This window comes from Bradyrhizobium sp. 153 (assembly GCF_023073835.1).
GTDB lineage: Bacteria > Pseudomonadota > Alphaproteobacteria > Rhizobiales > Xanthobacteraceae > Bradyrhizobium.
Genome location: NZ_JADPKH010000053.1, coordinates 222,903 through 246,146, shown reverse-complemented (window position 1 = coordinate 246,146; position 23,244 = coordinate 222,903). Strand labels below are relative to the sequence as shown.

At 64.3% G+C, this 23,244-nt stretch carries 26 protein-coding genes, 1 tRNA gene and 1 pseudogene; 19 read left to right on the top strand and 9 right to left on the bottom strand.

Annotated elements, in window-relative coordinates; translation table 11 throughout:
• Positions 1 to 6: 6 nt before the first annotated feature.
• The gene (locus tag IVA91_RS13920) at positions 7 to 996 is read right to left on the bottom strand and encodes an L-threonylcarbamoyladenylate synthase (protein ID WP_247280327.1); all 990 of its coding nucleotides are present in this window, start codon (positions 994 to 996) and stop codon (positions 7 to 9) included.
• A gap of 68 nt (positions 997 to 1,064) precedes the next feature.
• Between IVA91_RS13920 and IVA91_RS13915 the strand changes: the two genes are divergently transcribed.
• Both IVA91_RS13915 and IVA91_RS13910 read left to right on the top strand, forming a co-directional pair.
• Positions 1,065 to 1,141, top strand: a tRNA-Pro gene (locus IVA91_RS13915).
• Positions 1,142 to 1,450: 309 nt separating this feature from the next.
• Positions 1,451 to 1,699 carry a hypothetical protein gene (locus tag IVA91_RS13910; RefSeq protein ID WP_247280328.1) on the top strand — a complete coding sequence of 83 codons (249 nt, stop codon included), beginning with the start codon at positions 1,451 to 1,453 and terminating at the stop codon, positions 1,697 to 1,699.
• Positions 1,700 to 1,702: 3 nt separating this feature from the next.
• Here the strand turns inward: IVA91_RS13910 and IVA91_RS13905 are convergent, their stop codons facing one another.
• Together IVA91_RS13905 and IVA91_RS13900 are read right to left on the bottom strand one after the other, a co-directional pair.
• Positions 1,703 to 2,029 (bottom strand): hypothetical protein, encoded by a 327-nt coding sequence (locus tag IVA91_RS13905; RefSeq protein ID WP_247280329.1) that lies wholly within the window; start codon positions 2,027 to 2,029, stop codon positions 1,703 to 1,705.
• Between the two features lie 121 nt (positions 2,030 to 2,150).
• Positions 2,151 to 2,375, bottom strand: a complete 225-nt coding sequence (locus IVA91_RS13900; protein WP_247280330.1) for a hypothetical protein — start codon at positions 2,373 to 2,375, stop codon at positions 2,151 to 2,153.
• Positions 2,376 to 3,653: 1,278 nt separating this feature from the next.
• Here IVA91_RS13900 and IVA91_RS13895 point away from each other — a divergent pair.
• The 4 genes from IVA91_RS13895 (at position 3,654) to IVA91_RS13880 (ending at position 6,416) form a co-directional block, all read left to right on the top strand.
• Positions 3,654 to 4,271: a TetR/AcrR family transcriptional regulator gene (locus tag IVA91_RS13895; protein WP_346015485.1), complete on the top strand. Its 618-nt coding sequence runs from the start codon at positions 3,654 to 3,656 to the stop codon at positions 4,269 to 4,271.
• Between the two features lie 51 nt (positions 4,272 to 4,322).
• The gene (locus IVA91_RS13890) at positions 4,323 to 5,516 is read left to right on the top strand and encodes an MFS transporter (protein ID WP_247280332.1); all 1,194 of its coding nucleotides are present in this window, start codon (positions 4,323 to 4,325) and stop codon (positions 5,514 to 5,516) included.
• Positions 5,517 to 5,654: 138 nt separating this feature from the next.
• Positions 5,655 to 6,074, top strand: coding sequence for a DUF4118 domain-containing protein (locus tag IVA91_RS13885; protein ID WP_247458822.1), 420 nt, complete (start codon positions 5,655 to 5,657; stop codon positions 6,072 to 6,074).
• Positions 6,075 to 6,206: 132 nt separating this feature from the next.
• Positions 6,207 to 6,416, top strand: coding sequence for a hypothetical protein (locus IVA91_RS13880; RefSeq protein ID WP_247280334.1), 210 nt, complete (start codon positions 6,207 to 6,209; stop codon positions 6,414 to 6,416).
• A 257-nt stretch (positions 6,417 to 6,673) separates the two neighbouring features.
• On the opposite strand, the gene IVA91_RS13875 is transcribed toward IVA91_RS13880, so the two are convergent.
• Entirely contained in the window at positions 6,674 to 7,651 is a 978-nt protein-coding gene (locus tag IVA91_RS13875) for a LysR family transcriptional regulator (RefSeq protein ID WP_247279126.1), read from the bottom strand.
• A gap of 118 nt (positions 7,652 to 7,769) precedes the next feature.
• Here IVA91_RS13875 and IVA91_RS13870 point away from each other — a divergent pair, with 118 nt between their 5' ends.
• From IVA91_RS13870 to IVA91_RS13820, 11 genes are all read left to right on the top strand, one after another.
• On the top strand, positions 7,770 to 8,807 hold the full coding sequence (locus IVA91_RS13870; RefSeq protein WP_247279127.1) for a class 1 fructose-bisphosphatase: 1,038 nt from the start codon (positions 7,770 to 7,772) through the stop codon (positions 8,805 to 8,807).
• Between the two features lie 12 nt (positions 8,808 to 8,819).
• Entirely contained in the window at positions 8,820 to 9,695 is an 876-nt protein-coding gene (locus tag IVA91_RS13865) for a phosphoribulokinase (RefSeq protein WP_247279128.1), read from the top strand.
• 26 nt (positions 9,696 to 9,721) lie between these two features.
• On the top strand, positions 9,722 to 11,740 hold the full coding sequence (gene tkt, locus IVA91_RS13860) for a transketolase (RefSeq protein WP_247279129.1): 2,019 nt from the start codon (positions 9,722 to 9,724) through the stop codon (positions 11,738 to 11,740).
• Between the two features lie 9 nt (positions 11,741 to 11,749).
• Positions 11,750 to 12,835, top strand: a complete 1,086-nt coding sequence (gene fba / locus IVA91_RS13855) for a class II fructose-bisphosphate aldolase (protein WP_247279130.1) — start codon at positions 11,750 to 11,752, stop codon at positions 12,833 to 12,835.
• Positions 12,836 to 12,866: 31 nt separating this feature from the next.
• The gene (locus IVA91_RS13850) at positions 12,867 to 14,327 is read left to right on the top strand and encodes a form I ribulose bisphosphate carboxylase large subunit (RefSeq protein WP_247279131.1); all 1,461 of its coding nucleotides are present in this window, start codon (positions 12,867 to 12,869) and stop codon (positions 14,325 to 14,327) included.
• 10 nt (positions 14,328 to 14,337) lie between these two features.
• On the top strand, positions 14,338 to 14,745 hold the full coding sequence (locus IVA91_RS13845) for a ribulose bisphosphate carboxylase small subunit (RefSeq protein WP_247279132.1): 408 nt from the start codon (positions 14,338 to 14,340) through the stop codon (positions 14,743 to 14,745).
• Positions 14,746 to 14,843: 98 nt separating this feature from the next.
• Positions 14,844 to 15,773 (top strand): CbbX protein, encoded by a 930-nt coding sequence (gene cbbX / locus IVA91_RS13840; protein ID WP_247279133.1) that lies wholly within the window; start codon positions 14,844 to 14,846, stop codon positions 15,771 to 15,773.
• A complete protein-coding gene (rpe, locus tag IVA91_RS13835) occupies positions 15,770 to 16,507 on the top strand; it encodes a ribulose-phosphate 3-epimerase (RefSeq protein ID WP_247279134.1) in 738 nt (245 codons plus the stop codon). The genes cbbX and rpe overlap by 4 nt, the downstream gene beginning before the upstream one ends.
• Positions 16,508 to 16,721: 214 nt before the next feature.
• A complete protein-coding gene (locus tag IVA91_RS13830) occupies positions 16,722 to 16,934 on the top strand; it encodes a hypothetical protein (protein ID WP_247415212.1) in 213 nt (70 codons plus the stop codon).
• A gap of 255 nt (positions 16,935 to 17,189) precedes the next feature.
• A complete protein-coding gene (locus tag IVA91_RS13825) occupies positions 17,190 to 18,731 on the top strand; it encodes a Do family serine endopeptidase (protein WP_247279136.1) in 1,542 nt (513 codons plus the stop codon).
• Positions 18,732 to 19,008: 277 nt separating this feature from the next.
• Entirely contained in the window at positions 19,009 to 19,371 is a 363-nt protein-coding gene (locus tag IVA91_RS13820; protein WP_247279137.1) for a hypothetical protein, read from the top strand.
• Between the two features lie 6 nt (positions 19,372 to 19,377).
• On the opposite strand, the gene IVA91_RS13815 is transcribed toward IVA91_RS13820, so the two are convergent.
• Positions 19,378 to 19,683, bottom strand: a complete 306-nt coding sequence (locus tag IVA91_RS13815; protein WP_247279138.1) for a DUF6496 domain-containing protein — start codon at positions 19,681 to 19,683, stop codon at positions 19,378 to 19,380.
• Positions 19,684 to 19,773: 90 nt separating this feature from the next.
• Complete coding sequence (locus IVA91_RS13810) at positions 19,774 to 19,968, bottom strand: DUF3072 domain-containing protein (RefSeq protein WP_247279139.1); 195 nt, start codon at positions 19,966 to 19,968, stop codon at positions 19,774 to 19,776.
• 115 nt (positions 19,969 to 20,083) lie between these two features.
• Here IVA91_RS13810 and IVA91_RS13805 point away from each other — a divergent pair, with 115 nt between their 5' ends.
• Positions 20,084 to 20,305, top strand: coding sequence for a hypothetical protein (locus IVA91_RS13805; protein ID WP_247279140.1), 222 nt, complete (start codon positions 20,084 to 20,086; stop codon positions 20,303 to 20,305).
• 410 nt (positions 20,306 to 20,715) lie between these two features.
• Here IVA91_RS13805 and IVA91_RS13800 read toward each other — a convergent pair whose 3' ends face one another.
• Positions 20,716 to 20,961, bottom strand: a complete 246-nt coding sequence (locus IVA91_RS13800; protein ID WP_247279141.1) for a hypothetical protein — start codon at positions 20,959 to 20,961, stop codon at positions 20,716 to 20,718.
• A gap of 95 nt (positions 20,962 to 21,056) precedes the next feature.
• A pseudogene (locus IVA91_RS37125) lies at positions 21,057 to 21,313 on the bottom strand (hypothetical protein).
• Positions 21,314 to 21,441: 128 nt separating this feature from the next.
• Here IVA91_RS37125 and IVA91_RS13795 point away from each other — a divergent pair.
• Entirely contained in the window at positions 21,442 to 21,663 is a 222-nt protein-coding gene (locus IVA91_RS13795) for a hypothetical protein (RefSeq protein ID WP_247279142.1), read from the top strand.
• Between the two features lie 92 nt (positions 21,664 to 21,755).
• Here the strand turns inward: IVA91_RS13795 and IVA91_RS13790 are convergent, their stop codons facing one another.
• Positions 21,756 to 23,243, bottom strand: coding sequence for an HWE histidine kinase domain-containing protein (locus IVA91_RS13790; RefSeq protein ID WP_247279143.1), 1,488 nt, complete (start codon positions 23,241 to 23,243; stop codon positions 21,756 to 21,758).
• Between the last annotated feature and the right edge of the window lies 1 nt (position 23,244).

Genomic DNA, 23,244 nt, shown 5'->3' with positions numbered 1-23,244 from the left:
CATGCGCTATCGGGCAACCGCCGCCCGGCGCAGCCGGTCGTTGATCGCTTCGCCAAGTCCCTCTTCGGGAATCGTCATCACCGCGATCGCCCGCGGCCCCTTCGCATCGAGGCTGCGAAGATAGCCGAACAGATTGGCAGCGGCTTCATCGAGATCGCCGGCGGGCGACAAGTTCATGATAGCGGCGGCGGCTTCAACGCCGGGCAGGCGCCCCGGGCCGAATGCCAGCAGCGCTTCGCCCGGTGCGACCTCGTACGCATTGAGCCGTACATGGGCGCGCGGCGCGTAATGCGAAGCCAGCATGCCTGGCGCCAGCGGCTGGCTGTCCCCGCTCTCGGTCTCCGCGGGTGGCCGCGCCAAGGGTGCGCCGAGCACGGCCTCGATACGCTCGCGCGACAGCCCGCCGGGGCGGAGCAGCATCAAGCTCTCGAAGCAGCCGACAATCGTCGACTCGACGCCGACCTCGACTGGCCCGCCGTCGACGATCAGGTCGATCCGCCCTGCAAGGTCGCTTTTGACATGGTCGGCCAGCGTCGGCGAGACATGGCCCGAGATGTTTGCGGACGGCGCCACCACCGCCCCGCCAAAGGCGTGCAGGATCGCCTGCGCCACCGGATGGGCGGGGATGCGAATCGCGACCGTATCGAGGCCGGCGGTGGCGAGCTCTGCCACCGGGCAGTTATCCGTCTTCGGCACCACCAGGGTCAGCGGCCCCGGCCAGAACGCCTCCGCAAGCTTGAGGGCGCGCGCATCGAGCCGGCCGATCCGCTTTGCGGCGGCAACGTCGGCGACATGGGCGATCAGCGGATTGAACGCAGGCCGCCCCTTGGCGGCGTAGAGATGGGCGATCGCAGCGGCATTGGCGGCATCCGCCCCGAGCCCATAGACCGTCTCGGTCGGAAACGCGACCAGCCCGCCGGCCGCGAGCGCCCGGGCCGCGGCCGCGGCGGCAGCCTCTCCGGCCGGCAAAATCAGCGTTTCAAGACGCGTTTTCACAGGGATAAAATTCCTCAACTCGGCCGCTTGCGGTGCGCCAAACCCAACGCTATAAGCCGCCTTCTTGTCGGAGTGTGGCTCAGCCCGGTAGAGCACTGCGTTCGGGACGCAGGGGTCGCAGGTTCGAATCCTGCCACTCCGACCATTCTTCCAAAAGTCGACGTATTCCTAAAGGCTTGACAGACCGGCCGCCGGCGCCTCGGGAGCGCCTTTTTGCAACGATTTTCGCGGCGGGTCCACGATGGATTTGGCCTAGCAGGGACGTCTGTCGGGGCGGCATGGCTCGCGCCGACCAACGCGCCTTACGGTCATGGCGGTTGCGGTCGACCCTGGGCAGGCCACGAAGTTGTGCAGGTCGGCGCATCTGACTGGCCCGCAGCCCTGGCACTCTGTTTGCTCAGTCAGGACCATCGGCAGTCCCCAGCGGAGGGACTGTTTCAGGGTGAGGCAAACAATGAAAGAAGTGTCCCGTTTTGGCTCCACTGGAGAGCTTCGGCTCAGCGCGCTGATTGCGGATTTGTGGTGGCGCGTTCAGCTCATGAATTCCGACATCCTCGAAGAAGAGGCCAAGGCCGGAGTGTTTGACGTGAAGGACCCGTCCTATCCGCTGCTCGCGACAAACCTTCGCGCGCGACGTGAGAATCTCGTGTCGACGATCAATGCGCTCGAGCAACGCGCGAAATCGGTCCGCGCCGCCGCGTGAGCTTCACCGCCGCGCCACAAGCATGCCGACCAAGAACGCCACCATCAGCGATGGCAGCGGCGCCTCGCGCACCATGCCGCGGACGATGTCCTGCCAGTGCTGCTCCGGGACGAGTCTTGGAGACCTGACGTCGGCGAGCGGCGCCATGCCCAATTCCGAGGCGAGGTCGGTGATCTCGCGCCTGGCAAGGCGCGAGCCGTCGCGGATGCGGAAGATGGCAGCGTCGGATCGCTCGCGCGGCGCCAGCGCCATCAGCGTCGCGATCGCGGTGCGCAACGTCATCTCGCCATAGCCTTGCAGCCTCACCGACTCCTCGGGGTCGGACGTCATGCGAAATCCCTCACGGTGCGAGGCGCGCGATGCCCGTCATGGTCTTGCTCCATGCTCAGCATGGAAATGGTGGTGCGCGAGGTTGGTTCCTTGTTCGGCGAGCGAATCGCGATAGGCCTGATTACTTGCGCAGCAGCTCGCTCAGCGCGGCCGTCGCCTCGGCGCAGCGGATGTCGTCGATTTCGCGCGACAGGCTGAGCGCGCTCGATCTCAGTTCTTCGATCTTCCAGCCCTCGGGATGCTGGCCTTCGAGCTGGCCAAGCCGCTTGTTCAGGTCATCCAGTCTCGATTGGAGTTGCCCGATGCTGGCGGCCCCATTCACTTTCCAAACGCGCTGTGCACGCATCGTAGTTCCCCTGCTAGTCTCACGGCGTTGTGAGAGCGGTTCGTGGCCGTAATGGGAGTTTCTTTTGGCCGGCTTCAGACCGTGGGGAACCGTTGCAAATTCGCAACGATCGCAGCTGGCAAGGGTCGCCCGCACTCACTTGCAGCGTAGCTCCTCATAGCCCGATGGAACGCAGCGTAACCCGGGGTCTGCTTGCGCGCACACTCCCGGTTTGCGCTTCCGCTCCAGCCGCGCCTGTGTCGCCCGTCTGTCAATTCCCTCGCGCAAAAATATTCCACTTTACCGAAATTCGGAAATAACGTATGTATCGCCCATCCCGGCTCATCCGAGAGGGGCGATCATGTGTCGTGATGATCGCGGAGCCGGGCTTGCGGTGGACGCGGCAGCGTCGGGCGCGAAAGGCCAAGGGCAGGGCGGATTGCTCTCCGTGAACCCTTAAGCTTCGCGCAGGACGGACGGCGCTGTCAGGTTCGTCGCGCCAGCATGTCGATGGCAAGGTGCACAACGCCGTCGAACCCTGTGGCGCAGGCGAGCCGCGCGTACGGCAAAACCGTGTGGTCCTGGCCGTCGTTGCTACGGTCAAGCTCTTGCGGATGCGGCATTGGCGTCAACCGGCGCGGTGTCCGTGACTTCTACGAGGGCGAGGGAGGCCAGAACGAACTCGGCTCCCAGGAGAGCGCGGCATAAGCCGTCAAACCACTGCGCAGGGAAGGCCGTGTGTTGGGCTTCACCTGTATGCCGCTGTGCAGTTTTCTGCGTGTGCCTTTCGCACAGCGGACCGTGGGTGCCAGCCGGCATCCGGCCTTCCCTGCGCCCTCCCGGCTTTGAGGGTGGAGCGACGAAGCAAAGCTCGGGCGAAACGCGCCGCGAGAATGCGAAGGCGTGTCTGCGAGTAAACTGCGAGTTTGAAAACGACGTCGGTTCACCTTGCTCCGTCATTGCGAGCGCAGCGAAGCAATCCAGAGTCTTTCCGCGGCGGGATTCTGGATTGCTTCGCTGCGCTCGCAATGACGTGTGGAGAGATCATGCCTCACTCTCCTCTCGTGCCCCGGACGCAGCGCAGCGCCCTTTAGCGATGCGCTGCAGAGCCGGGGCCCATCTTTCCGCATTTTGCCGTGTCGCTTTCTGGGTGCCTGCTCTGCGCCGCAACGCTTGCGCGTTGCAGCTTGTCCGGGACGCGATCTCCTAAGTTTCCGCTATCCATCAGCCAACCTTTATCCATTCCCATTCACAACCAAGTGTCTTTATTCGGAAACAATCATTCCCTATTATCCCGCAATGCAAAAGGCTGCCCGCCGATCTCAGCCCACCCGTCCGCCCGGCCGTCCCCGGGAGTTCGACATGAATACCGCGCTCGACAGGGCCGTGCGCGTGTTTCGCGAGCGCGGTTATCATGCGACCTCGATCGGCGATCTCACCGCGGCGATGCGGCTGGCTACGGGGAGCGTCTACAAGGCGTTTCGCGACAAGCATGCCGTGTTTCTCGCCGCCTTCGAACGCTACACCACGCTGCGCCAGGAGCAGACGCGCAGCGCAGCGGCGTGCGGTGCAAACGGCCGCGAGCAAATCCGCAACGTGCTCTTGTCCTATGTCGAGCATTCCCAGGGCACCGAGGGGCAGCGCGGCTGCCTGGTCGTCGGCAGCGCGGTCGAACTGTCCGCGCTCGATCCCGTGGTCAGCGCCCGCGTCAATGCGCAGCTCAAAACGAACGAAAGCTTCATCGCCGGCCTCATTCGCCAGGGGCAGGCCGATGGGTCGATTCCCCGTCACGTCGATGCCAACGACACCGCGCGGCTGATGATCTGCATCACGCAAGGCATGCGCGTCGCCGGCAAGGCACGCCTGCCGCTCGACGGGACGCGCCTCGTCGCCGTCGCGATGAAACTGCTCGCCTGAATTTTTTGTCATAATAGGGAATAGTCATTCCCTATTCCTGGAGTCTAACGAATGACGATGAATGCCACGATCGAGACCGCGCCCGGACCGGATGCGGTGTCGCAGCGCCTGACCTTCGTGCTTGCCGCGGCCTGTGGCATGGTCGCCGCCAACATCTATTACGCCCAGCCGCTGATCGCGCCGATCAGCGCCGCGCTCGGCCTGTCGCATGCAGCTAGCGGGCTGATCGTCACCATGACGCAGATCGGCTACGGCATCGGGCTTCTCTTCATCGTACCGCTCGGCGACCTCGTCGAGAACCGCACGCTGATCTGCTCGGTCATCGCGCTTGGGGCGGCGGCCCTGCTCGCCGCGGCGTTCGCCACCCACGCGCTGCCGTTCCTGATCGCCGCGCTGTTCATCGGGCTCGGCTCGGTCGCGGTGCAGATCATCATTCCCTATGCCGCGCATCTGGCGCCCGAGGCCATCCGCGGCCGCGTCGTCGGCAATGTCTCGACCGGCCTGATGCTCGGCATCATGCTGGCGCGCCCGGTGTCGAGCTTCGTCACGGCGGCGCTGTCGTGGCACGCAGTGTTCTTCGGCTCGGCCGGGCTGATGATCGTGCTCGCAGCCGTGCTCTGGTTGACGCTGCCGCAGCGCAAGCCGGTGGCGCGCATGCACTATGGCGCGCTGCTGCTGTCGATGCCGCAGCTGGTGCGCACCACGCCGCTGCTGCGCCGCCGTGCGCTCTACCAGGCGAGTCTGTTCGGCTGCTTCACGCTGTTCTGGACGGTAGCGCCGCTCCAGCTCGCGAGCGCATTCGGCTTCACCCAGCGCGGCATCGCGCTGTTCGCGCTCGCAGGCGTTGCCGGCGTGTTCGCGGCCCCGATCGCAGGACGGCTCGCCGACCGCGGCCATAGCCGCCTCGCGACGCTGGTGGCGATGCTGCTCGCAGCCGCCGGATTCCTGATCACGCAGATCGGCGCGGCCGGATCGGTGCTGAACCTCGCCTGCCTGGTGGTGGCCGCGATCGCCATCGATATCGGCGTGCAGGGCAATGTCGTGCTCGGCTTCCGTGCCATTTTCGTGCTCGGGCACGAGCACCGCAGCCGCCTTAACGGGCTCTATATGGCGACGTTCTTCGCCGCAGGTGCTGCCGGCTCCGCGCTCGGCGCCTTCGCCTTCGCACAGGGCGGCTGGACCCTGGCATCGGCCATTGGCCTTGCCCTGCCCGTCGCTGGCCTGCTCTATGCGGCGACCGAATAGCCGCCGGCATGGCCGCAATTATGCGTTGCGGCCCATTTACCAACCCCGCGAGGCCGCAATTTCCGCCTCGCGGTCCGCTCGCCGCTGTAGTACTTTGGTCGCAAGCGGACCTGGTTAACAGGCGGCAGGGGGAGGCTGATGAGGCATACGGGACTGTTTGGCGTACCGCGGGTACGGCCATGGTCGTGGCAGGCGTTTCTGCTGGGGCTTGTCGTCGTGGCGATGTCGGCGGTGCTTCAGGGAATCTGTGTCGCGCTCGGCGCAAAACTCTATTTCGCTGCATTCCTGCCCGGCCTTTTCCTGCTCGGGCTTGTCGCGGGCGTGCCGGCGGCGGCGCTCGCCGCGCTGCTGACCATTCCGCTGGTATGGTGGGCGTTCATGCCGCCCTTTTTCGAGTTCAATTCGCTGACCAGCGCGAATGCCGATTCTATCAACCTGTTCTGCCTGCTGGCCGTGCTGGTGATCGGCCTCGCCGATCTCTGCCGCGAGACGATGGCGATCGTCAGCCGCGACGGGCTGAAGCGCCCGGGCGAGAGCACGGCAACGAATCCGCAATAGATCGACTGTGCACGCGCGTTGCGCGCGCGCAACAGTTCGGCAACCATCCGCGAGCTTGCCGCGCGCCGCTAACTTTTCGAAAAAGATTTGGCCGCAATTTCTCCCGCGGGAATGACGAGGGAGTTTTCGGACATGAACGGCCAAATAACCGGTCACGCCATCTTGGAGAACGTGCGCCGCTACCGCGGCATCGCATCGCTCTACCGCCAGACCGCTGCATTCCGCCCGGGCCAGAGCTGGTCGTTGCTGGAGCAGGCGAGGGAATGGGAAGCGCGGGCGCTACTGGAGCTGGAAGCCTATTTCGCGGCGCGCGCAGACTACGCCGTCCCGCTCGCGGCCTGATCGTCAACCATCGGCACGGCCCCGATCCAGCTTGCCGAAGGTGCGATCGTCGGATCGTGCACGGGACATCACGGTGCAATTACGGAGTTGTCTCGGCAAGCGCCTGTGCTAGCAACGGCTCAACGAGATTCTTCACGTCGGCCGGGGCACGCGATGACCACCTTCAACCGCATCTTCACGACGGAGCGTCTGCTCCAGATCATCGTGATCCTGGCCGCGACGATCGCGATGAAGCTGATGGGCTGAACTTCGGCGGCCTATCCCCCGCCGAGTTCGGGCACGTCGGGCAGATAGTTCGATCCCTCCGAACCCAGAAAATCGAACATCGCCTGCGCCGGCGGCAGCAGCACCTTGTCGCTGCGGCGGATCACGTACCATTGCCGCACGATCGGCAGGCCGGCGACGTCGAGCACGATCAGCCGGCCCTCGGCGAGCTCATGCGCCACGGTGTGCGCCGAGATGAAGGCGATGCCGAGCCCGGCGATCACCGCCTGCTTGATGGTCTCGTTGCTGCTCATCTCCATGCCGATGATCGGCTCGAGATCCGACTTCTGGAACATGCCTTCCATCAGCGTCCGCGTACCCGAGCCCGGTTCGCGGGTGAGGAAGGTCTCGTGCACGAGATCGGTCAGGTTGAGGCCGGAATCCTTCTCCAGCCAGTGCCCCTTCCGCGCGACGATGATGTGCGGATTGCGCCCGAGCTGACGGACGTCGACGGTGACGTCCGCCGGTGGCCGACCCATCACGGCGAAATCGAGGTCGTAGCCGTGCATGGCCTCGCGGATCTCCTCGCGATTGCCGATGGTGAGCTTGATCTCGATCTTGGGATAGCGCTTGGAGAACGCCGCGATCGCGTGCGGCACGAAGTACTTTGCGGTCGAGACCGCGCCGAGCTGCACCGTGCCGCCGGTCCGTCCCGCCAGCAGGTCGAGCGCGCCCTGGCAATCCACGATCGCGGCCTCGACCCGTTCGGCCAGCGCCAGCACCTCCTTGCCGGCCTCCGTCAGCAGCATGCCGTCACCGGTCCGCTGCACCAGCGGCAGGCCGGCGAGGTCCTGAAGCTGCCGAAGCTGCTGGGTCACGGCGGGCTGCGTCAGCCCGAGATGGCCGGACGCCGCCGTCACGCTGCCCTTGGCCGAAACCGCCGCAAGCGAGCGCAGCTGCCGGATCGTCAGATGCCGGAGCTGGGACGCCCCGTGGCCGGGGCCATTATAAGAAAATTCTTTTGAGCTCATTATGAATAGAAATTTTCCTTATTAAGCCGTCCCTGTCAATCTCATCGTGCTGGGACTGACCGCACCGACCTCCACGGGGAGGGAGATAGATGCGGCGCCAGCAAGGGGATGGACGCAGATGACCGGGCAACTGAGGTTGGACGACCACCTTCAACGGTACTCTGAGACCGCGCTGCATGCGCTCGCCGTGGCGGCCGCAGTCGACGCCATCGCGGCAGCGGCGATCGAGATCGCCGATCTCATCGCCTCCGGCGATCTCGCCGACGCCTCGGGCCTGACCACGGGCCGCAACAGCGACGGCGACCTCCAGCGCGATCTCGACGTTCAGGCCGATGCGATCCTGCGCCGCTGCCTCAGCAGGCTGCCGCTCGCTGCCCTGGCGTCGGAGGAGATGCGCGAGGCCCAGATTGTCGACCGTGACGGCCGCATCTGCGTCGCGATCGATCCGCTCGACGGCTCCTCCAACATCGACATCAACATGACCGTCGGCACGATCTTCTCGATCCTGCCGGCACCCGATGATCCCTCACTCGCCTTCCATCAGCGCGGCTCGGCCCAGCTTGCGGCGGGCTTCGCCACCTACGGCCCGCAGACCTCGCTGGTGCTGACGCTCGGCGACGGCGTCGATATCTTCACCCTCGATCGCAAGTCCGGCTGCTTCCGCCTCGCGCGCAGCGGCGTGCAGATCTCCGAGGCTTGCGACGAGTTCGCGATCAACGCGTCCAATCGCCGGCACTGGGATCCGCCAGTGCGCGCTTTCATCGACGAATGCCTCGCCGGTGTCGAAGGCCCCGCCAACCACGATTTCAACATGCGCTGGATCGGCTCGCTGGTCGCGGAAGCCTATCGCATCCTCACCCGCGGCGGTGTGTTCCTTTATCCCTCGGACGCGCGTCCCGGCTATGGCGACGGCCGCCTGCGCCTGACCTACGAAGCGCATCCGATCGCCATGATCATCGAGCAGGCCGGCGGCTCGGCCTCGACCGGGCGCGAGCGCATCCTCGAGCTGTCTGCGCAAAGCCTGCACCAGCGCGTGCCGCTGATCATGGGCTCGAGCAATGAGGTGCGGCGGGTCGAGGAATTGCATTGCGATCCGCTGCTGGTCGCCAGCGTCTCCGCGCCGCTGTTCGCGCGACGCGGATTCTTCCGGCTCTGAGCGAGGCGTCCCATGTCCAGGAAGCATCCCATTATCTCCATCACCGGCTCCTCCGGCGCCGGCACCACCTCGGTCAAGAAGACCTTCGAGCAGATATTCTTCCGCGAGAAAGTCAACGCCGTCTACATCGAGGGCGACGCGTTCCATCGCTACGACCGCGCCGAGATGCGCGCGCAGATGGCGAACGAGGCCGAGCGCGGCAACAAGCACTTCAGCCATTTCAGCCCCGAGACCAACCTGTTCGAGGAGCTGGAGCGCGCGTTCCGCGACTATGGCGAGACCGGCACGGCGGTAACGCGTCACTATGTCCACGATGCCGAGGAATCCGCGTTGCATGGCGCACCTCCCGGCACCTTCACCGATTGGGAGCGGCTACCGGAGAATTCGGACCTGCTATTCTACGAGGGCCTGCACGGCGCCGTCGTCACGGATAAGGTGAATGTCGCGCGCTATGCCGACCTCAAGATCGGCGTCGTGCCCGTGATCAATCTCGAATGGATCCAGAAGCTGCACCGCGATCGCAGCGCGCGCGGTTATTCGACCGAGGCCGTCACCGACACCATCCTGCGGCGCATGCCCGATTACATCCATTACATCTGCCCGCAATTCACCGAGACCGACATGAACTTCCAGCGCGTGCCGACGGTGGACACCTCTAATCCGTTCATCGCGCGCTGGATCCCGACGCCAGACGAATCGATGGTCGTGATCCGCTTCAAGAATCCGCGGGGCATCGACTTCCCCTACCTGCTGTCGATGTTGCCGCAAAGCTGGATGTCGCGCGCGAATTCGATCGTCTGCCCCGGCGCGAAACTCGATCTCGCGATGCAGCTGATCCTGACGCCGCTGATCATGCAGCTCATCGAACGCAAGCGAAACCTGAAGTGAAGCAACGACGATAACGGGAGGGCCCGATGAACATCTCGGTTCATGCCGAAGCCGACCTTACGGCAGTCACGCACAACGATCTCGCCAACGCCGTCCGCTTCCTCGCGGTCGACGCCATCGAGACCGCGCAGTCCGGCCATCCCGGCCTGCCCATGGGTATGGCCGACGTCGCGACGGTGCTGTTCTCACGCTTTCTCAAATTCGACTCGGCGCACCCGAACTGGCCCGACCGCGACCGCTTCGTGCTGTCGGCCGGGCACGGCTCGATGCTGCTCTATGCGCTGCTGCATTTGACCGGCGGTGATGTCAGCCTCGATGACATCAAGGCGTTCCGGCAATGGGGCTCGAAGACACCGGGCCATCCCGAATACGGCCACACTCCGGGCGTCGAGACCACGACTGGACCGCTCGGGCAGGGGATCGCGACGGCTGTCGGCATGGCGCTCGCCGAGCGCATGGCCAATGCGCGGCATGGCGATGGCCTCGTCGATCACTTCACCTATGTGATCGCCGGTGACGGCTGCCTGATGGAGGGTATCAGCCAGGAGGCGATTTCGCTCGCCGGCCATCTCCAGCTCGGCCGCTTGATCGTGCTGTTCGACGACAACGGAATCTCCATCGACGGGCCGACCTCGCTGGCAACCTCCGACGACCAGCTCGCGCGCTTCGCCGCCTCCGGCTGGTCGGTGCGCCGCGTTAACGGCCACGATCCCGAAGCCGTTGCGCAGGCGATTGCGCAAGAGCGTGAGACGACAAAACCGTCGCTGATCGCCTGCCGCACCATCATCGGCTATGGCGCGCCGGACCGCCAGGGCACTGAGAAGGCGCATGGTGCGCCGCTCGGAACCGAGCAGACGGCCGCTGCGCGCCGGATGCTGGGCTGGGATTATCAGCCCTTCGTGGTGCCACTTCCGATCCTGAAGGCGTGGCGGATGATCGGACAGCGCGGGCAGGTCGATCGTCTCGCCTGGCTCGATCGTTATGAACGTGCGACGCCCGAGCAGCGCGACCTGTTCATCGAGGGCAAGGCCGTCACCTTGCCCGGCGCCTATGCGCTGGCTGCGGCGACGTTGCGCGAGCGCTTCGCCAGCGAGCGCCCGAAGATCGCGACGCGCCAGGCCTCGCAACAGGTGCTCGAGGGCGTCGCCGGGACGATTCCCGGTTTCGTCGGCGGCTCGGCCGACCTGACGCATTCGAACCTGACGCACGCCAAGGTGCAGGCTCCCGTCACGCGTGGGACGTTCACTGGCGATTACATCCATTACGGCATTCGCGAGCACGGCATGGCCGCCGCGATGAATGGCCTCGCGCTGCATGGCGGCTTCATCCCCTACGGCGGTACCTTCCTCGCCTTCTCCGACTACAGCCGGCCGGCGATTCGCCTTGCGGCCCTGATGCGGCTGCGCGTCATCCATGTGATGACCCACGACTCCATCGGCCTCGGCGAGGACGGCCCGACGCACCAGCCGGTCGAGCATCTCGCCGCGCTGCGGGTGATTCCGAACCTTCTGGTGTTCCGTCCCGCCGACGCGGTGGAGACGCTGGAGGCCTGGGACTGCGCACTCAATTCCGAGAGCCGTCCGTCCGTGTTGTGCCTGTCGCGTCAGGCCTTGCCGACCTTCCGCAGCGATGCTCGCGGCAGAAACCGCGTCGCGCGCGGCGCCTATCTCGTCGTGTCGCCTGACGGCGGCCGCGACGTGACGTTGATCGCAACCGGCTCGGAAGTGTCGATCGCGCTGGAGGCGGCGCGCCTGCTCGCGACCGAGCACATCCGTGCCGCCGTCGTGTCCGCACCCTGCTTCGCACTGTTCGAGCAACAATCGGACGATTACCGCGCCACCGTGCTCGGCACTGCGCCGCGTGTCGGGATCGAGGCGGCCGTAGCGGGCGACTGGCCGCGCTGGATCGGCATGGACGGCGAGTTCGTCGGCATGCGCGGCTTCGGCGCCTCGGCGCCGGCGCCCGTACTGTACCGCGAGTTCGGCATCACACCGCAAAGCATTGCGGAAGCCGCCCGACGGGCGATCGCTCGCAAGCGACAATGAGGATTCATCGTGGCTCGTATCACCCTTCGCCAACTGCTCGATCACGCCGCCAGCCACGGCTACGCGGTGCCGGCGTTCAACATCAACAACATGGAGCAGGGCATCGCGATCATGCAGGCGGCGGCAGAGGTCGACGCACCGGTCATCATCCAGGCCTCGCGCGGTGCGCGCAGCTACGCCGGCGATCTCATGCTCTCGCACATGATCGACGCGCTGGAGCGGACCTATCCGGACATCCCGCTCTGCATGCACCAGGACCACGGCAATGACGAAGCGACCTGCGCCTCCGCGATCGCCCACGGCTTCACTTCGGTGATGATGGACGGCTCACTGAAAGCCGACGCAAAGACTGCGGCCGAGTACGATTACAACGTCGCGATCACCCGCCGCGTCGTCGATCTCGCCCACTGGGTCGGCGCCTCCGTCGAAGGTGAGCTCGGCGTGCTCGGCTCGCTCGAGCATGGCGGCGGCGAGCAGGAGGACGGCCACGGCGTCGAGGGCAAGGTCAGCCACGACCAATTGCTGACCGATCCGGACCAAGCCGTCGACTTTGTCCGCGCGACGAAGGTCGATGCCCTGGCGATCGCGATGGGCACATCGCACGGCGCTTACAAGTTCAGCCGCAAGCCAGATGGTGACATCCTGGCGATGCGGGTGGTCGAGGAGATCCATCGCCGGTTGCCGAACACGCATCTCGTCATGCACGGCTCGTCGTCGGTGCCGCAGCCGCTGCAGGACATGTTCAATCAGTTCGGCGGCGAGATGCCGCAGACCTGGGGCGTGCCGGTCGAGGAGATCGTACGCGGCATCGGAAGCGGCGTGCGCAAGGTCAATATCGACACGGACTGCCGTCTCGCAATGACCGCGGTGTTCCGCAAGGTCGCCGCGCAGGCGCCCTCCGAATTCGACCCACGAAAGTTCCTCAAGCCGGCGATGGATGCAATGCGCGAGCTTTGCCGCGAGCGCTTCGAGCAGTTCGGCACGGCAGGCCACGCGAGCAAGATCAAGGTGGTTCCGATGAGCGAGATGGCGCGGCGCTATCGCGCCGGCGAACTTGATCCGCGCATTGGCGCCCGCGAACCGGTCGCAGCCTAGTCGTTCAGAGAGAGAAGAGCAGGAGAAAGTCATGAATGCACACGCAGGAACCGTCCGCGGCAAGGAAAGATATCGCTCGGGCGTGATGGAATATAAGCGCATGGGCTACTGGGAGCCCGACTACACGCCAAAGGACACCGACGTCATCGCGCTGTTTCGCGTGACGCCGCAGGAGGGCGTCGACCCGATCGAGGCGTCGGCTGCGGTCGCCGGTGAATCCTCGACCGCGACCTGGACCGTGGTGTGGACCGATCGGCTGACAGCCGCGGAGAAATATCGCGCGAAATGCTATCGCGTCGATCCGGTCCCGGGCTCGCCCGGCTCCTACTTCGCCTACATCGCCTATGACCTCGATCTGTTCGAGCCGGGCTCGATCGCCAACCTCTCGGCCTCGATTATCGGCAACGTGTTCGGCTTCAAGCCGCTGAAGGCGCTGCGGCTGGAGGACATGCGCTTCCCGGTCGCTTATGTGAAGACGTTCCAGGGACCGGCGACCGGCATCGTGGTCGAGCGCGAGCGGCTCGACAAGTTCGGCCGGCCGCTGCTCGGCGCGACCGTGAAGCCGAAGCTCGGGCTTTCGGGCCGCAATTACGGCCGCGTGGTCTACGAAGCGCTGAAGGGCGGGCTCGACTTCACCAAGGACGACGAGAACATCAACTCGCAGCCCTTCATGCACTGGCGCGACCGTTTCCTCTACTGCATGGAGGCGGTGAACCGTGCGCAGGCGGCCTCCGGCGAGGTCAAGGGCACCTACCTGAACGTCACCGCGGGCACGATGGAGGACATTTACGAGCGCGCCGAGTTCGCCAAAGAGCTCGGGTCGTGCATCGTCATGATCGACCTTGTGATCGGCTACACCGCGATTCAGTCGATGGCCAAGTGGGCGCGGCGCAACGACATGATCCTGCATCTGCATCGCGCCGGCCACTCGACCTATACGCGGCAGAAGAGCCACGGCGTGTCGTTCCGCGTCATCGCCAAATGGATGCGGCTTGCCGGTGTCGACCACATTCATGCCGGCACGGTGGTCGGCAAGCTCGAAGGCGACCCCAACACAACGCGCGGCTACTACGACGTCTGCCGCGAGGACTTCAATCCAACCAAGCTCGAGCACGGGCTGTTCTTCGACCAATCCTGGGCGAGCCTGAACAAGATGATGCCGGTGGCCTCCGGCGGCATCCATGCCGGGCAGATGCACCAGCTGCTCGATCTCTTGGGCGAGGACGTCGTGCTGCAATTCGGCGGCGGCACCATCGGCCATCCCATGGGCATTGCGGCCGGCGCGACCGCCAATCGCGTGGCGCTGGAAGCGATGATCCTCGCCCGCAACGAGGGCCGCGACTATGTCCACGAAGGGCCGGAGATCCTCGCCAAGGCGGCCGAGACCTGCACGCCGCTGAAGGCCGCGCTCGAAGTCTGGAAGGACGTCACCTTCAACTATCAATCCACCGATACGCCGGACTTCGTGCCGACGGCGCTGGAAACCGTTTGAGGAGATTCACATGAAACTGACCCAGGGCTGCTTCTCATACCTGCCCGATCTGACCGACGACCAGATCTACAGCCAGGTGCAGTACTGCCTCGCCAATGGCTGGGCGGTGAACATCGAGTTCACCGACGATCCGCATCCCCGCAACACCTATTGGGAGATGTGGGGCCTGCCGATGTTCGATCTCCAGGACGCCGCGGGCGTGATGATGGAGCTCGCCGAGTGCCGCAGAGTGTACGGCGACCGCTACATCCGCATCAGCGGTTTCGATTCCAGCCATGGCTGGGAATCGGTGCGCATCTCCTTCCTCGTCAACCGGCCAGCGCAGGAGGCGGAGTTCGAGCTGGTGCGGCACGAGGTCGGCGGCCGCGCGATCCGCTACACCACGGTACGAAAGCCAGCCGCGCAGGCGTCCGTGTAAGCCATTCCTCTCCGCGCGGAGCACTCCCTGCTCCGTTTCCTTGGCGGACCACTGCTTCGCCGCTCCCCTGCGGCGAAGCTCTTTTCTTCGAGGTGCCGATGCTTGATATTCCTCACGCAACAACCGAACAGAGCGAGACCAATTTCGATCTCCGGAAGGAAGCTGAAGCGGCCGGGATCACCGACACGCTGCAACAGCTCGAGCAGGAGCTGGTCGGATTGAAGCCGGTGAAGAACCGCGTGCGCCAGATCGCCTCGCTGCTTTTGATCGAACGTATCCGGCAGCGCGCGGGATTAGCCTCCGCGCCGCCGACGCTGCACATGTCGTTCACAGGCAATCCCGGCACCGGCAAGACCACGGTAGCGCTGCGCATGGCCAAGATCCTGCATGGCCTCGGCTTCGTGCGGCGCGGGCAGGTGATCTCGGTCACGCGCGACGATCTCGTCGGCCAGTATATCGGCCACACCGCTCCGAAGACCAAGGAGATATTGAAGAAGGCGATGGGCGGCGTGCTGTTCATCGACGAGGCCTATTATCTGCACCGGCCCGACAACGAGCGTGACTACGGCCAGGAGACGATCGAGATCCTGCTCCAGGTGATGGAGAATCAGCGCGAAGACCTGGTCGTGATCCTCGCCGGCTATGGCGAGCGGATGACGAGCTTCTTCGCCTCCAATCCCGGCTTCCGCTCGCGCATCGCGCACCACATCGAATTTCCAGACTATGCTGAAGCCGAGCTGCTCGTCATCGCCGAGCTGATGCTGAAGGAGCGCGGTTATCGCTTCTCGGCGGCCGCGCGCGAGGCGTTCGAAAAATACATCACGCTGCGCCGGACCCAGCCGTTCTTCTCCAACGCGCGGTCGATCCGCAACGCCGTCGACCGTATCCGCCTGCGGCAGGCCGATCGCCTGGTATCCGATCTCGACCGCATGCTCGACATCGCCGACCTCGAAACCATCGATCCCATCGACGTCCTGGCGAGCCGCGTCTTCAGCGGCGGCGCCGACGCGCGGAGTGCAAGGTCATGACGAGAGAGGTGATCGTTGCTCCTTCAATCCTGGCGGCGGATTTCGCGCGTCTCGGCGAGGAGATCGTGGCGATCGATGCGGCGGGGGCCGACTGGATCCATTGCGACGTCATGGACGGACACTTCGTGCCCAACATCAGCTTTGGCCCCCACGTCATCAAGGCGATCCGGCCGCTGACGAAGAAGGTCTTCGACGTGCATCTCATGATCGCGCCTGTTGATCCTTATCTCGAGGCGTTCGCGAAGGCCGGTGCGGACGTCATTACGGTGCACGCAGAAGCCGGCCCGCATCTGGACCGTTCGCTTCAGGCGATCCGGGCGCTCGGCAGGAAAGCCGGCGTGAGCCTGTGTCCGGCGACGGCGGAGAGTGTCATCGAATATGTGCTCGATCGTCTTGACCTCGTGCTGGTGATGACGGTCAATCCCGGCTTCGGCGGCCAGTCCTTCCTCGACTCCCAGTTGGCGAAGATCGCACGGATCAAGACCATGATCCGCAACCGGCCAATCCGGCTCGAGGTCGATGGCGGTGTCACGCGCGACAATGCTGCTGCGGTGGCCGCCGCGGGCGCCGATACGCTCGTGGCGGGTTCCGCGGTGTTTCGCGGCAAAGGCGCCGCGGAATACGCGGCCAATATTGCGGCCATTCGCGCCGCCGCCGACGCCAGCCTGCTTCCAAAGCCGCAAGATAGGTCTGCGCAGCGGATGCGCGTAAGCGATGGAGGCCCTGTCCGGTAGACTACGTCATCGATCGCCGCCTCTACGCCTGGCCCTTGGCGGGCGGGGAGAATTCAGCGTGCGAATCCCCGCCGACTGGAACTTTGGCTCCCCTCCGCATTTGCTAGAACTAACCGAGGCTGGCGCGCGGCGGGCGCAGCAAAACTTTTGCATGACCGCCATCGGCCTGACGCAAATCGAGGCAATAAGCCCTGTGAATGCGAGGGAGGGTCTCATGGAGAACGTACGTCGCTACCGGGCGCTCGCGTCCCTCTGTCGTCAGCAGGCAGCCTACAGGCCGCTCCAGAACTGGGAGCTTCTCGGCCAGGCCGAACATTTCGAATATCTCGCGGAAGTCGAGCTCAAGGCGCATTTCGACGCGTGCAATGCACAAGGCGGCGAGGACGCCCCTGAAGCCGTGGCTTGGAAGCCACCTGCCGCAGCGTGACAGCCGCGGGCCGGCCCGGCTCAATGTCGGCGCGGGCGACCGGCAGGCCGGCTGTGCGGGTCGAGAGCCGGCAGACATGTCCTGCCAGATCGGTCGCTGAAGCTTCGCGCAGGCAGCATCGTCTTCGTTGATCGTCTTGCCCGCTGGCCGGTCCCCAAATCTTTGCCAAGATTTAATCGCGTGGACGGGACGCCGTAAGGTGGCAACGACCATGTTGGGCGCAAGGCGACAGCTGCTCAACATGGACATCTCGACATGAACGATCGCGTCAATTCCGACATCCCCCCCTCCCGCAAGATCTTGAGGACGCGCAGGCTCGCGCCGCTCGGCAGCGTAGCCGCGCTTGGCGTGGCCGTGCTGGCGGCTGCTCCCGGCGCTTTGCCGTTCGCGATGACCTCCTTCGTCGCGCCGGCCCAAGCCGCCGAAACGGCTGCGACCCCGCCGGGCTTCGGCGATCTCGTGGCCAAGGTCAAACCCGCCGTCATCTCGGTGCGGGTCAGAATTGACCAGAGCAACGACAAGAGCGCGATGCTGCAACAGAACCGGATGGATTCGGACGAAGGCTCGCCGCTCGACCAGTTCTCGCGACAGTTCGGTTTCCGCTTTCCGGGTGGCATGAACGGCATGCCGCGTCAGCGCCGCCAAATGATCACGGGCGAAGGCTCCGGCTTCTTCATCTCCGCCGACGGTTATGCCGTAACCAACAACCACGTTGTCGATCACGCTGAGTCCGTGCAGGTGACCATGGACGACGGCACGACCTACGCCGCGAAGGTCGTCGGCACAGATCCGAAGACCGATCTCGCGCTGATCAAGGTCGACGGCAAGAAAGATTTTCCGTTCGTCAAATTCTCCGACCAGAAGCCGCGCATCGGCGATTGGGTCGTCGCGGTCGGCAATCCCTTCGGCCTTGGCGGCACCGTCACCGCGGGTATCGTCTCGGCCAGCGGCCGCGACATCGGCAATGGTCCCTATGACGACTTCATCCAGATCGACGCGCCGATCAACAAGGGCAATTCGGGCGGTCCGGCTTTCGATATGAGCGGCAATGTGATCGGCGTGAACACCGCGATCTTCTCGCCCTCAGGCGGCTCGGTCGGTATCGGCTTCGATATTCCGGCTACGACTGCAAAACTCGTGGTGGCGCAATTGAAGGACAAGGGCGCAGTTACCCGCGGCTGGCTCGGCGTGCAGGTGCAGCCGGTGACGTCGGATATTGCCGACAGCGTTGGCCTCAAGGAGGCGCGCGGCGCGATCGTCGACAATCCGCAACCCGACAGCCCGGCGGCGAAGGCCGGCATCGAGGCGGGCGACGTTATCACCGCGGTCAACGGCACGGCGGTCAAGGATTCCCGCGATCTCGCCCGCACCATCGCCACCCTGGCGCCCGGCAGCTCAATCAAGCTCGACATCTTCCACAAGGGCGAAAGCAAGACCGTGACGCTGGCGCTTGGCGAGTTGCCGAACGAACGGCAGGCGCAGGGCAAGGCCTATGACGGCAAGGTGCAGCCGGGCACCGGCACGCCGCGCCTTGGGCTTGGTCTGGCTCCGGCCGGCGATGTGCAGGGCGCCGGCCGGGAGGGTGTCGTCGTCACGGAGGTTGATCCGGAGGGGCCGGCCGCGCAGCGCGGCATTCAGACCGGAGACGTCATCCTCAATGTCGGTGGCAAGGCTATCAGCAATGTCGCCGAAGTCCGTTCGGAGCTGGCGCAGGCCAAATCGTCCGGCAAGCGCAGCGTGCTGTTGCAGGTCAGAAGTGCGGATGCCACCCGATTCGTCGCGGTGCCGCTCGCGTAAGGCTGACTCCGATCAATACAAATCCAGAAAGGCGGCCTTCCGGCCGCCTTTCGCATTCGCACTCAAGATCCCACACGAGGCCACCGATAACATTCTCGTTAACGGCAGGGAGGGTGACCCGGTTCGTCCGAAAAAGCCGTGTTCGGCCATCAGACTTTCTGGCCGCGCATCTGCTCGGCGGCAATGAAGCCGTGGGGTCGGTTCGCGAGTGTGGAACTTCGAACCCCCTGACCGCTTTGTGGAACTGGCCGGTGGTTCGCATTTGATCGGTGCCGACATGGATCGATTGAAGCTCTCACTGATAAGTACGCTGCTCGTCGCGTGGTTCATCCTGCCGGCAGAAAACGCGCTCGGGCGCGACGATGGCCGCTATGCGAACTCGCCCCTGAAGCCATGGTTCGACAGCCTGCGCAGCCACCTCGGTCCGTGCTGCTCGGATGCGGACGGCTTTGCCGTCTCCGATCCCGATTGGGAATCGCACAACGGGCATTACCGTGTTCGGCTGGACGGGCAATGGGTCGAGGTGCCGGATGAAGCCGTCATCACCGAGCCGAACCGCGCCGGCCGCACCATGGTGTGGCCGGTGAAGACTGCGTTCGGAATTTCGATCCGCTGCTTCATGCCGGGCAGCATGATCTGACCGAGGTCAGCGTGACCGCTTGGTGGATTTGCGCTTTGACGATGCCCTGGACGATTTCTTGGAAGATTTCTTGGAAGTTTTCTTGGCAGATTTCTTGGACGTCTTCCGCTTGGAGGCTTTCTTCGGGACTTTCTTGCCCTTCTTGCGTGCCTTTGACAGTCCGATCGCAATCGCCTGCTTGCGGCTCTTCACGCGTCCGCCGCGACCGCCACGTCCACTCTTCGCGGTACCTTTCTTGTAACGCCGCATCTCGCTTTCGACATCGCTGCCGGAGCTGCGCGAGTAGCGGCGCTTCTTTGCCTTACGTGCCATGCCTTTTCTCCCTTGGCCGAGGAAGAACCGTTCGACACCGGCATGGTTCCGAACAGCACGCGTGCAATGTTCCCGGCGGTCAAGGCAGCCCTAGAACGAATTCGCCAGTTCGATCTCGGCCTCCAGCACCTGGATGCGCCGCGCAGCCTCGGCGAAGGACAGATCCCGCGCATATTGTGCCGGCTGATACGCCTCTTCGCTCAGCCGCTTCAATCTCAGTCCCTGCGCCCGTGTCATCTGCTCGCTAAGGAAAACCCTGGCGTCGTATTTGGCCTGAACCTGCATGTCGCTCCTCCGGTTTGAAAACATGACTTGACTATATGTTCTTATTTTGTTCTAACAAGCCATGGACAACAGAATTAACGAAATTCGGCGTAAAATCAGCGCCTTGAGGCTGGAAATGGCCGAGGTCGAGGCGTCTGTGCGCGATCTCGTCAACGGCGATTGCGACTGCACCGAACGAGCTCTGGCGCAGATCGATCTGCGCCGGAAAATCAACCTGCTGATCGATGAATGGAAGGCGGCTGGGGGCGGTGACGTCCTGCCTGACGTCCGCGGCCAGATGCATCTTCGCTCCGTGAAGAATGTCGACAAGGCGGCGCGCCTGTTGGCTGGCCACTAAGCGTGCGCGCAAGCGACATGCTGCCGATTGTCGATGCCCTCGGACACCTAACGGGCCGCGCTGTGCGGGCGGTGCCGGACGAGATCTGCGACAACGTTCCTCGTCCGCCGTGATGACGTGCCGGCGCGCGTCCGCGATGCTGCGAGGCCTTGTGCGGCGATCGCTATGCCTGGAGGAGGTGAAGCGGGCCGGCGGGCGATACGCTGGTCAGCGCGCCGAGCATGTGGCGCTAAAGTAGCAAAGTGTCTAGCGGTTTTCCGAAAAGATCATGCTCAAACAACAACCTGAAGCGCAATGACGATTCATCCATCTCATTGCGCTTTATGGCGCGAGGGTCTGGATGAACCGTCATCGTGCTTTGGTGAAGGGCCCCGCGCTGAACACGGGACTCTCACGTTACCGCGCAGAGTTCACTTGGTGTTGCTCATGCCGCCCTTGTTGTTCGTCATGGTGCCGCCCTGGTCGGAGCCGGGGCCAGAGCCGCCTTGACCGGAGGGATCGGCACCTTTGGAGGACTTGGTGTTCGCGCCCGTGGTCTGCGATGATGACATCGAGGACCCATGTTTGGCCTTGTGCGACTTCGCCTCCGCGGCGAACGGCGCGGCAGCGAGGCCAGTTGCCAACATTGCGGCGAGGGCGAGCTTGACTGTCTTCATATGGAGGAACTCCCTGGGTTAAATTGACGCAGGCGGCCAACTGCCGTTCCTCGCAGGAGTTCCCCAACAAAGCTTCTCCACGCGTCACGCGCGCTTCAAGATTGCTTGTTCTCTTCCAGGATGAACACGATGCCGGTGAGCGTCGCGCCGATCGCGAAGGTCGTCCCAGTGCGAGAGCGAACACAAGAGCGGCTTGGCTTCCGCCATGACTCAGCAGATTGGCGACGGCTGGATTGGAAAGAATGAGTGTGAGGCTGAAGGCGAGGCCGAGGGCTGCACCCATCATCGCATGTGTCATCAGCTTGATGAGGCCGGTGGGAGAGACCAGGCCCGACGACTTCTTCGCGCGCATGGAACCATGCACCCAAACGCGCGCGATAGTCATTAGTTCCATCTGGATGAAGGAATTTTCATCGCCAGCTTCATCCGACGTTCATGCCCGGCTTGCGAACATGAGGCCATCAACACGGGACATTTGATATGGGCAAGGTAGTCTTTCTGTACCGCTCGCTGGCCTATCGCAACGCGGCCGCAGACATCTTGCGCAAGGCGCGCAAGCTCCCGCGCGGCGCGGAGCGAAGCGCGGCCCGGCGCTACGCGAAGGCGTTGCGTGATCTCGCTCGAACGGAAGCTTGGCTCGAAGGACGCATCGCGCGCGACCCAAGGACGGAGCAGCGCATGACGAACACGGCGTCCGGCTAAAGCTCTCCCTTCCGATTGAAACGGAAGCTCTCGATTCTTGGCTTGACGCGCTTTCTTGACGCGAACCGGTTACCGCTTGGCTGGAAAACGCTCTAACCGGATGCGCGCTGCAACTCGGCCGCGGCGGCGGCATCAAATTTGCTGGGTGCTATCGTGGCCGGCTTGCGTGTCAACGGTACCTCGAGGCGGCACAACAGCCCCTCAGCGCGCCAATCGAATTTCGCCCGTCCGCCGAGCTGGGACTCGACGCTCGCGAGCAGGCTTCGCGTTCCGAAGCCTCGGGATTTCGGCGTCCTGACGAGCGGGCCGCCGGATTCCTCCCAGGTCAGCGTGAGGAGTTCGTCTTCGACCTGCCACCCGATCATGAGCCGCCCGGATCGTGTCGAAAGCGCGCCATATTTTGCCGAGTTGGTGAAAAGCTCGTGCAGAGCGAGCGCCAGTGTCTGGGCAGTCGTCGGCAGCAATTGAACCTCGGGGCCCGCCAACCTGATCTGGCCACTCGGCGAATAGGGTGCCAGCTCCTCGTCGATCAGCTTGGAGAGCTCGGCTCCCTGCCAGCTCGACAGCGACAGGATGGTGTGCACGCGCGCGAGCGCGTTGATGCGTCCCTCGACGGCATTGACATAGGCCTTGACCTCGTCGGCACGGGTGAGGCGCACGATCGATTGCGCCAATGCCAGCGCATTCTTGGCGCGATGATCGACTTCCCGCGCGAGAAGGTTCTGCTGCTCTTCGGCGCGCTTGCGTTCGGTGATGTCCACCGTAACGCCGCTCACCCGCACCACGCGGCTGCTATGGTCTACCGTTGCGGCCGCCGTGCCGACGCACCAGCGTACCTCGCCATCGGGCCGCACAATGCGGAACTCCGTTTCATAGGAGCGCGTGCCGCTGTTGAACTCGGCGATTGCCTTGCGCAACTGATCGACGTCATCGGGATGCAACAGCGCCTGAACGTTGGCCGGGTTGACCTCGAAGCTCTCCGGGCTGACCCCAAAGATGCGATATTGTCCCTCGTCCCACATCCAGTCGCCGGTGATCCAGTCCCAATCCCAAGAGCCCATCTTGCCGGCGGCGATTGCCATGCTGCGCCGCTGCTCGCTCTCGCGAAGCTTGGCGGTGGAATTCTCCAGCTCGGCGGTGCGCGCGCGGACGCGGTCCTCGAGCTCTTGATTCAGTCGTTCGAGCTCGCGGGTCTTGCGATAGAGTTCGGCGAACACCTTGATCTTGGCGCGCAGCACCTCCGGCACGACAGGCACCGGAACGTAGTCGACGGCGCCCATCTCGTAGCCCCGCAGCCGGTCGATGTCGCTCACCTGAATGGCAGAGATGAAGATCATCGCGGTCTTCTGGAAGCGCGGATGCTCGCGGATCATCGCGGCGAGCTCGAAGCCGTCGAGCTCGGGCATGCAGACGTCGACTAGGATGACCGCGATCTCGGTCTTGAGCAGAACCTCCAGCGCCTCGCGGCCGGACGAGGCGATCACGAGGTTCTCGCCGAGATCCTTCAGGATCACCTCATAGGCGAGCAGCTTGGCCGGCTGGTCGTCGACGAGCAGGATGTTGACCTTTTCGTGGTCCATT

Bases quoted from the DNA above. Each gene is read 5' to 3' on its own strand.
- IVA91_RS13910 (WP_247280328.1), top strand. From the start codon at position 1,451: ATGAAAGAAGTGTCCCGTTTTGGCTCCACTGGAGAGCTTCGGCTCAGC.
- IVA91_RS13905 (WP_247280329.1), bottom strand. From the start codon at position 2,029: ATGACGTCCGACCCCGAGGAGTCGGTGAGGCTGCAAGGCTATGGCGAG.
- IVA91_RS13900 (WP_247280330.1), bottom strand. From the start codon at position 2,375: ATGCGTGCACAGCGCGTTTGGAAAGTGAATGGGGCCGCCAGCATCGGG.
- IVA91_RS13895 (WP_346015485.1), top strand. From the start codon at position 3,654: ATGCAAAAGGCTGCCCGCCGATCTCAGCCCACCCGTCCGCCCGGCCGT.
- IVA91_RS13890 (WP_247280332.1), top strand. From the start codon at position 4,323: ATGACGATGAATGCCACGATCGAGACCGCGCCCGGACCGGATGCGGTG.
- IVA91_RS13885 (WP_247458822.1), top strand. From the start codon at position 5,655: ATGAGGCATACGGGACTGTTTGGCGTACCGCGGGTACGGCCATGGTCG.
- IVA91_RS13880 (WP_247280334.1), top strand. From the start codon at position 6,207: ATGAACGGCCAAATAACCGGTCACGCCATCTTGGAGAACGTGCGCCGC.
- IVA91_RS13875 (WP_247279126.1), bottom strand. From the start codon at position 7,651: ATGAGCTCAAAAGAATTTTCTTATAATGGCCCCGGCCACGGGGCGTCC.
- IVA91_RS13870 (WP_247279127.1), top strand. From the start codon at position 7,770: ATGACCGGGCAACTGAGGTTGGACGACCACCTTCAACGGTACTCTGAG.
- IVA91_RS13865 (WP_247279128.1), top strand. From the start codon at position 8,820: ATGTCCAGGAAGCATCCCATTATCTCCATCACCGGCTCCTCCGGCGCC.
- tkt (WP_247279129.1), top strand. From the start codon at position 9,722: ATGAACATCTCGGTTCATGCCGAAGCCGACCTTACGGCAGTCACGCAC.
- IVA91_RS13850 (WP_247279131.1), top strand. From the start codon at position 12,867: ATGAATGCACACGCAGGAACCGTCCGCGGCAAGGAAAGATATCGCTCG.
- IVA91_RS13845 (WP_247279132.1), top strand. From the start codon at position 14,338: ATGAAACTGACCCAGGGCTGCTTCTCATACCTGCCCGATCTGACCGAC.
- cbbX (WP_247279133.1), top strand. From the start codon at position 14,844: ATGCTTGATATTCCTCACGCAACAACCGAACAGAGCGAGACCAATTTC.
- rpe (WP_247279134.1), top strand. From the start codon at position 15,770: ATGACGAGAGAGGTGATCGTTGCTCCTTCAATCCTGGCGGCGGATTTC.
- IVA91_RS13830 (WP_247415212.1), top strand. From the start codon at position 16,722: ATGGAGAACGTACGTCGCTACCGGGCGCTCGCGTCCCTCTGTCGTCAG.
- IVA91_RS13825 (WP_247279136.1), top strand. From the start codon at position 17,190: ATGAACGATCGCGTCAATTCCGACATCCCCCCCTCCCGCAAGATCTTG.
- IVA91_RS13820 (WP_247279137.1), top strand. From the start codon at position 19,009: ATGGATCGATTGAAGCTCTCACTGATAAGTACGCTGCTCGTCGCGTGG.
- IVA91_RS13815 (WP_247279138.1), bottom strand. From the start codon at position 19,683: ATGGCACGTAAGGCAAAGAAGCGCCGCTACTCGCGCAGCTCCGGCAGC.
- IVA91_RS13810 (WP_247279139.1), bottom strand. From the start codon at position 19,968: ATGCAGGTTCAGGCCAAATACGACGCCAGGGTTTTCCTTAGCGAGCAG.
- IVA91_RS13805 (WP_247279140.1), top strand. From the start codon at position 20,084: ATGGCCGAGGTCGAGGCGTCTGTGCGCGATCTCGTCAACGGCGATTGC.
- IVA91_RS13800 (WP_247279141.1), bottom strand. From the start codon at position 20,961: ATGAAGACAGTCAAGCTCGCCCTCGCCGCAATGTTGGCAACTGGCCTC.
- IVA91_RS13795 (WP_247279142.1), top strand. From the start codon at position 21,442: ATGGGCAAGGTAGTCTTTCTGTACCGCTCGCTGGCCTATCGCAACGCG.
- IVA91_RS13790 (WP_247279143.1), bottom strand. From the start codon at position 23,243: ATGGACCACGAAAAGGTCAACATCCTGCTCGTCGACGACCAGCCGGCC.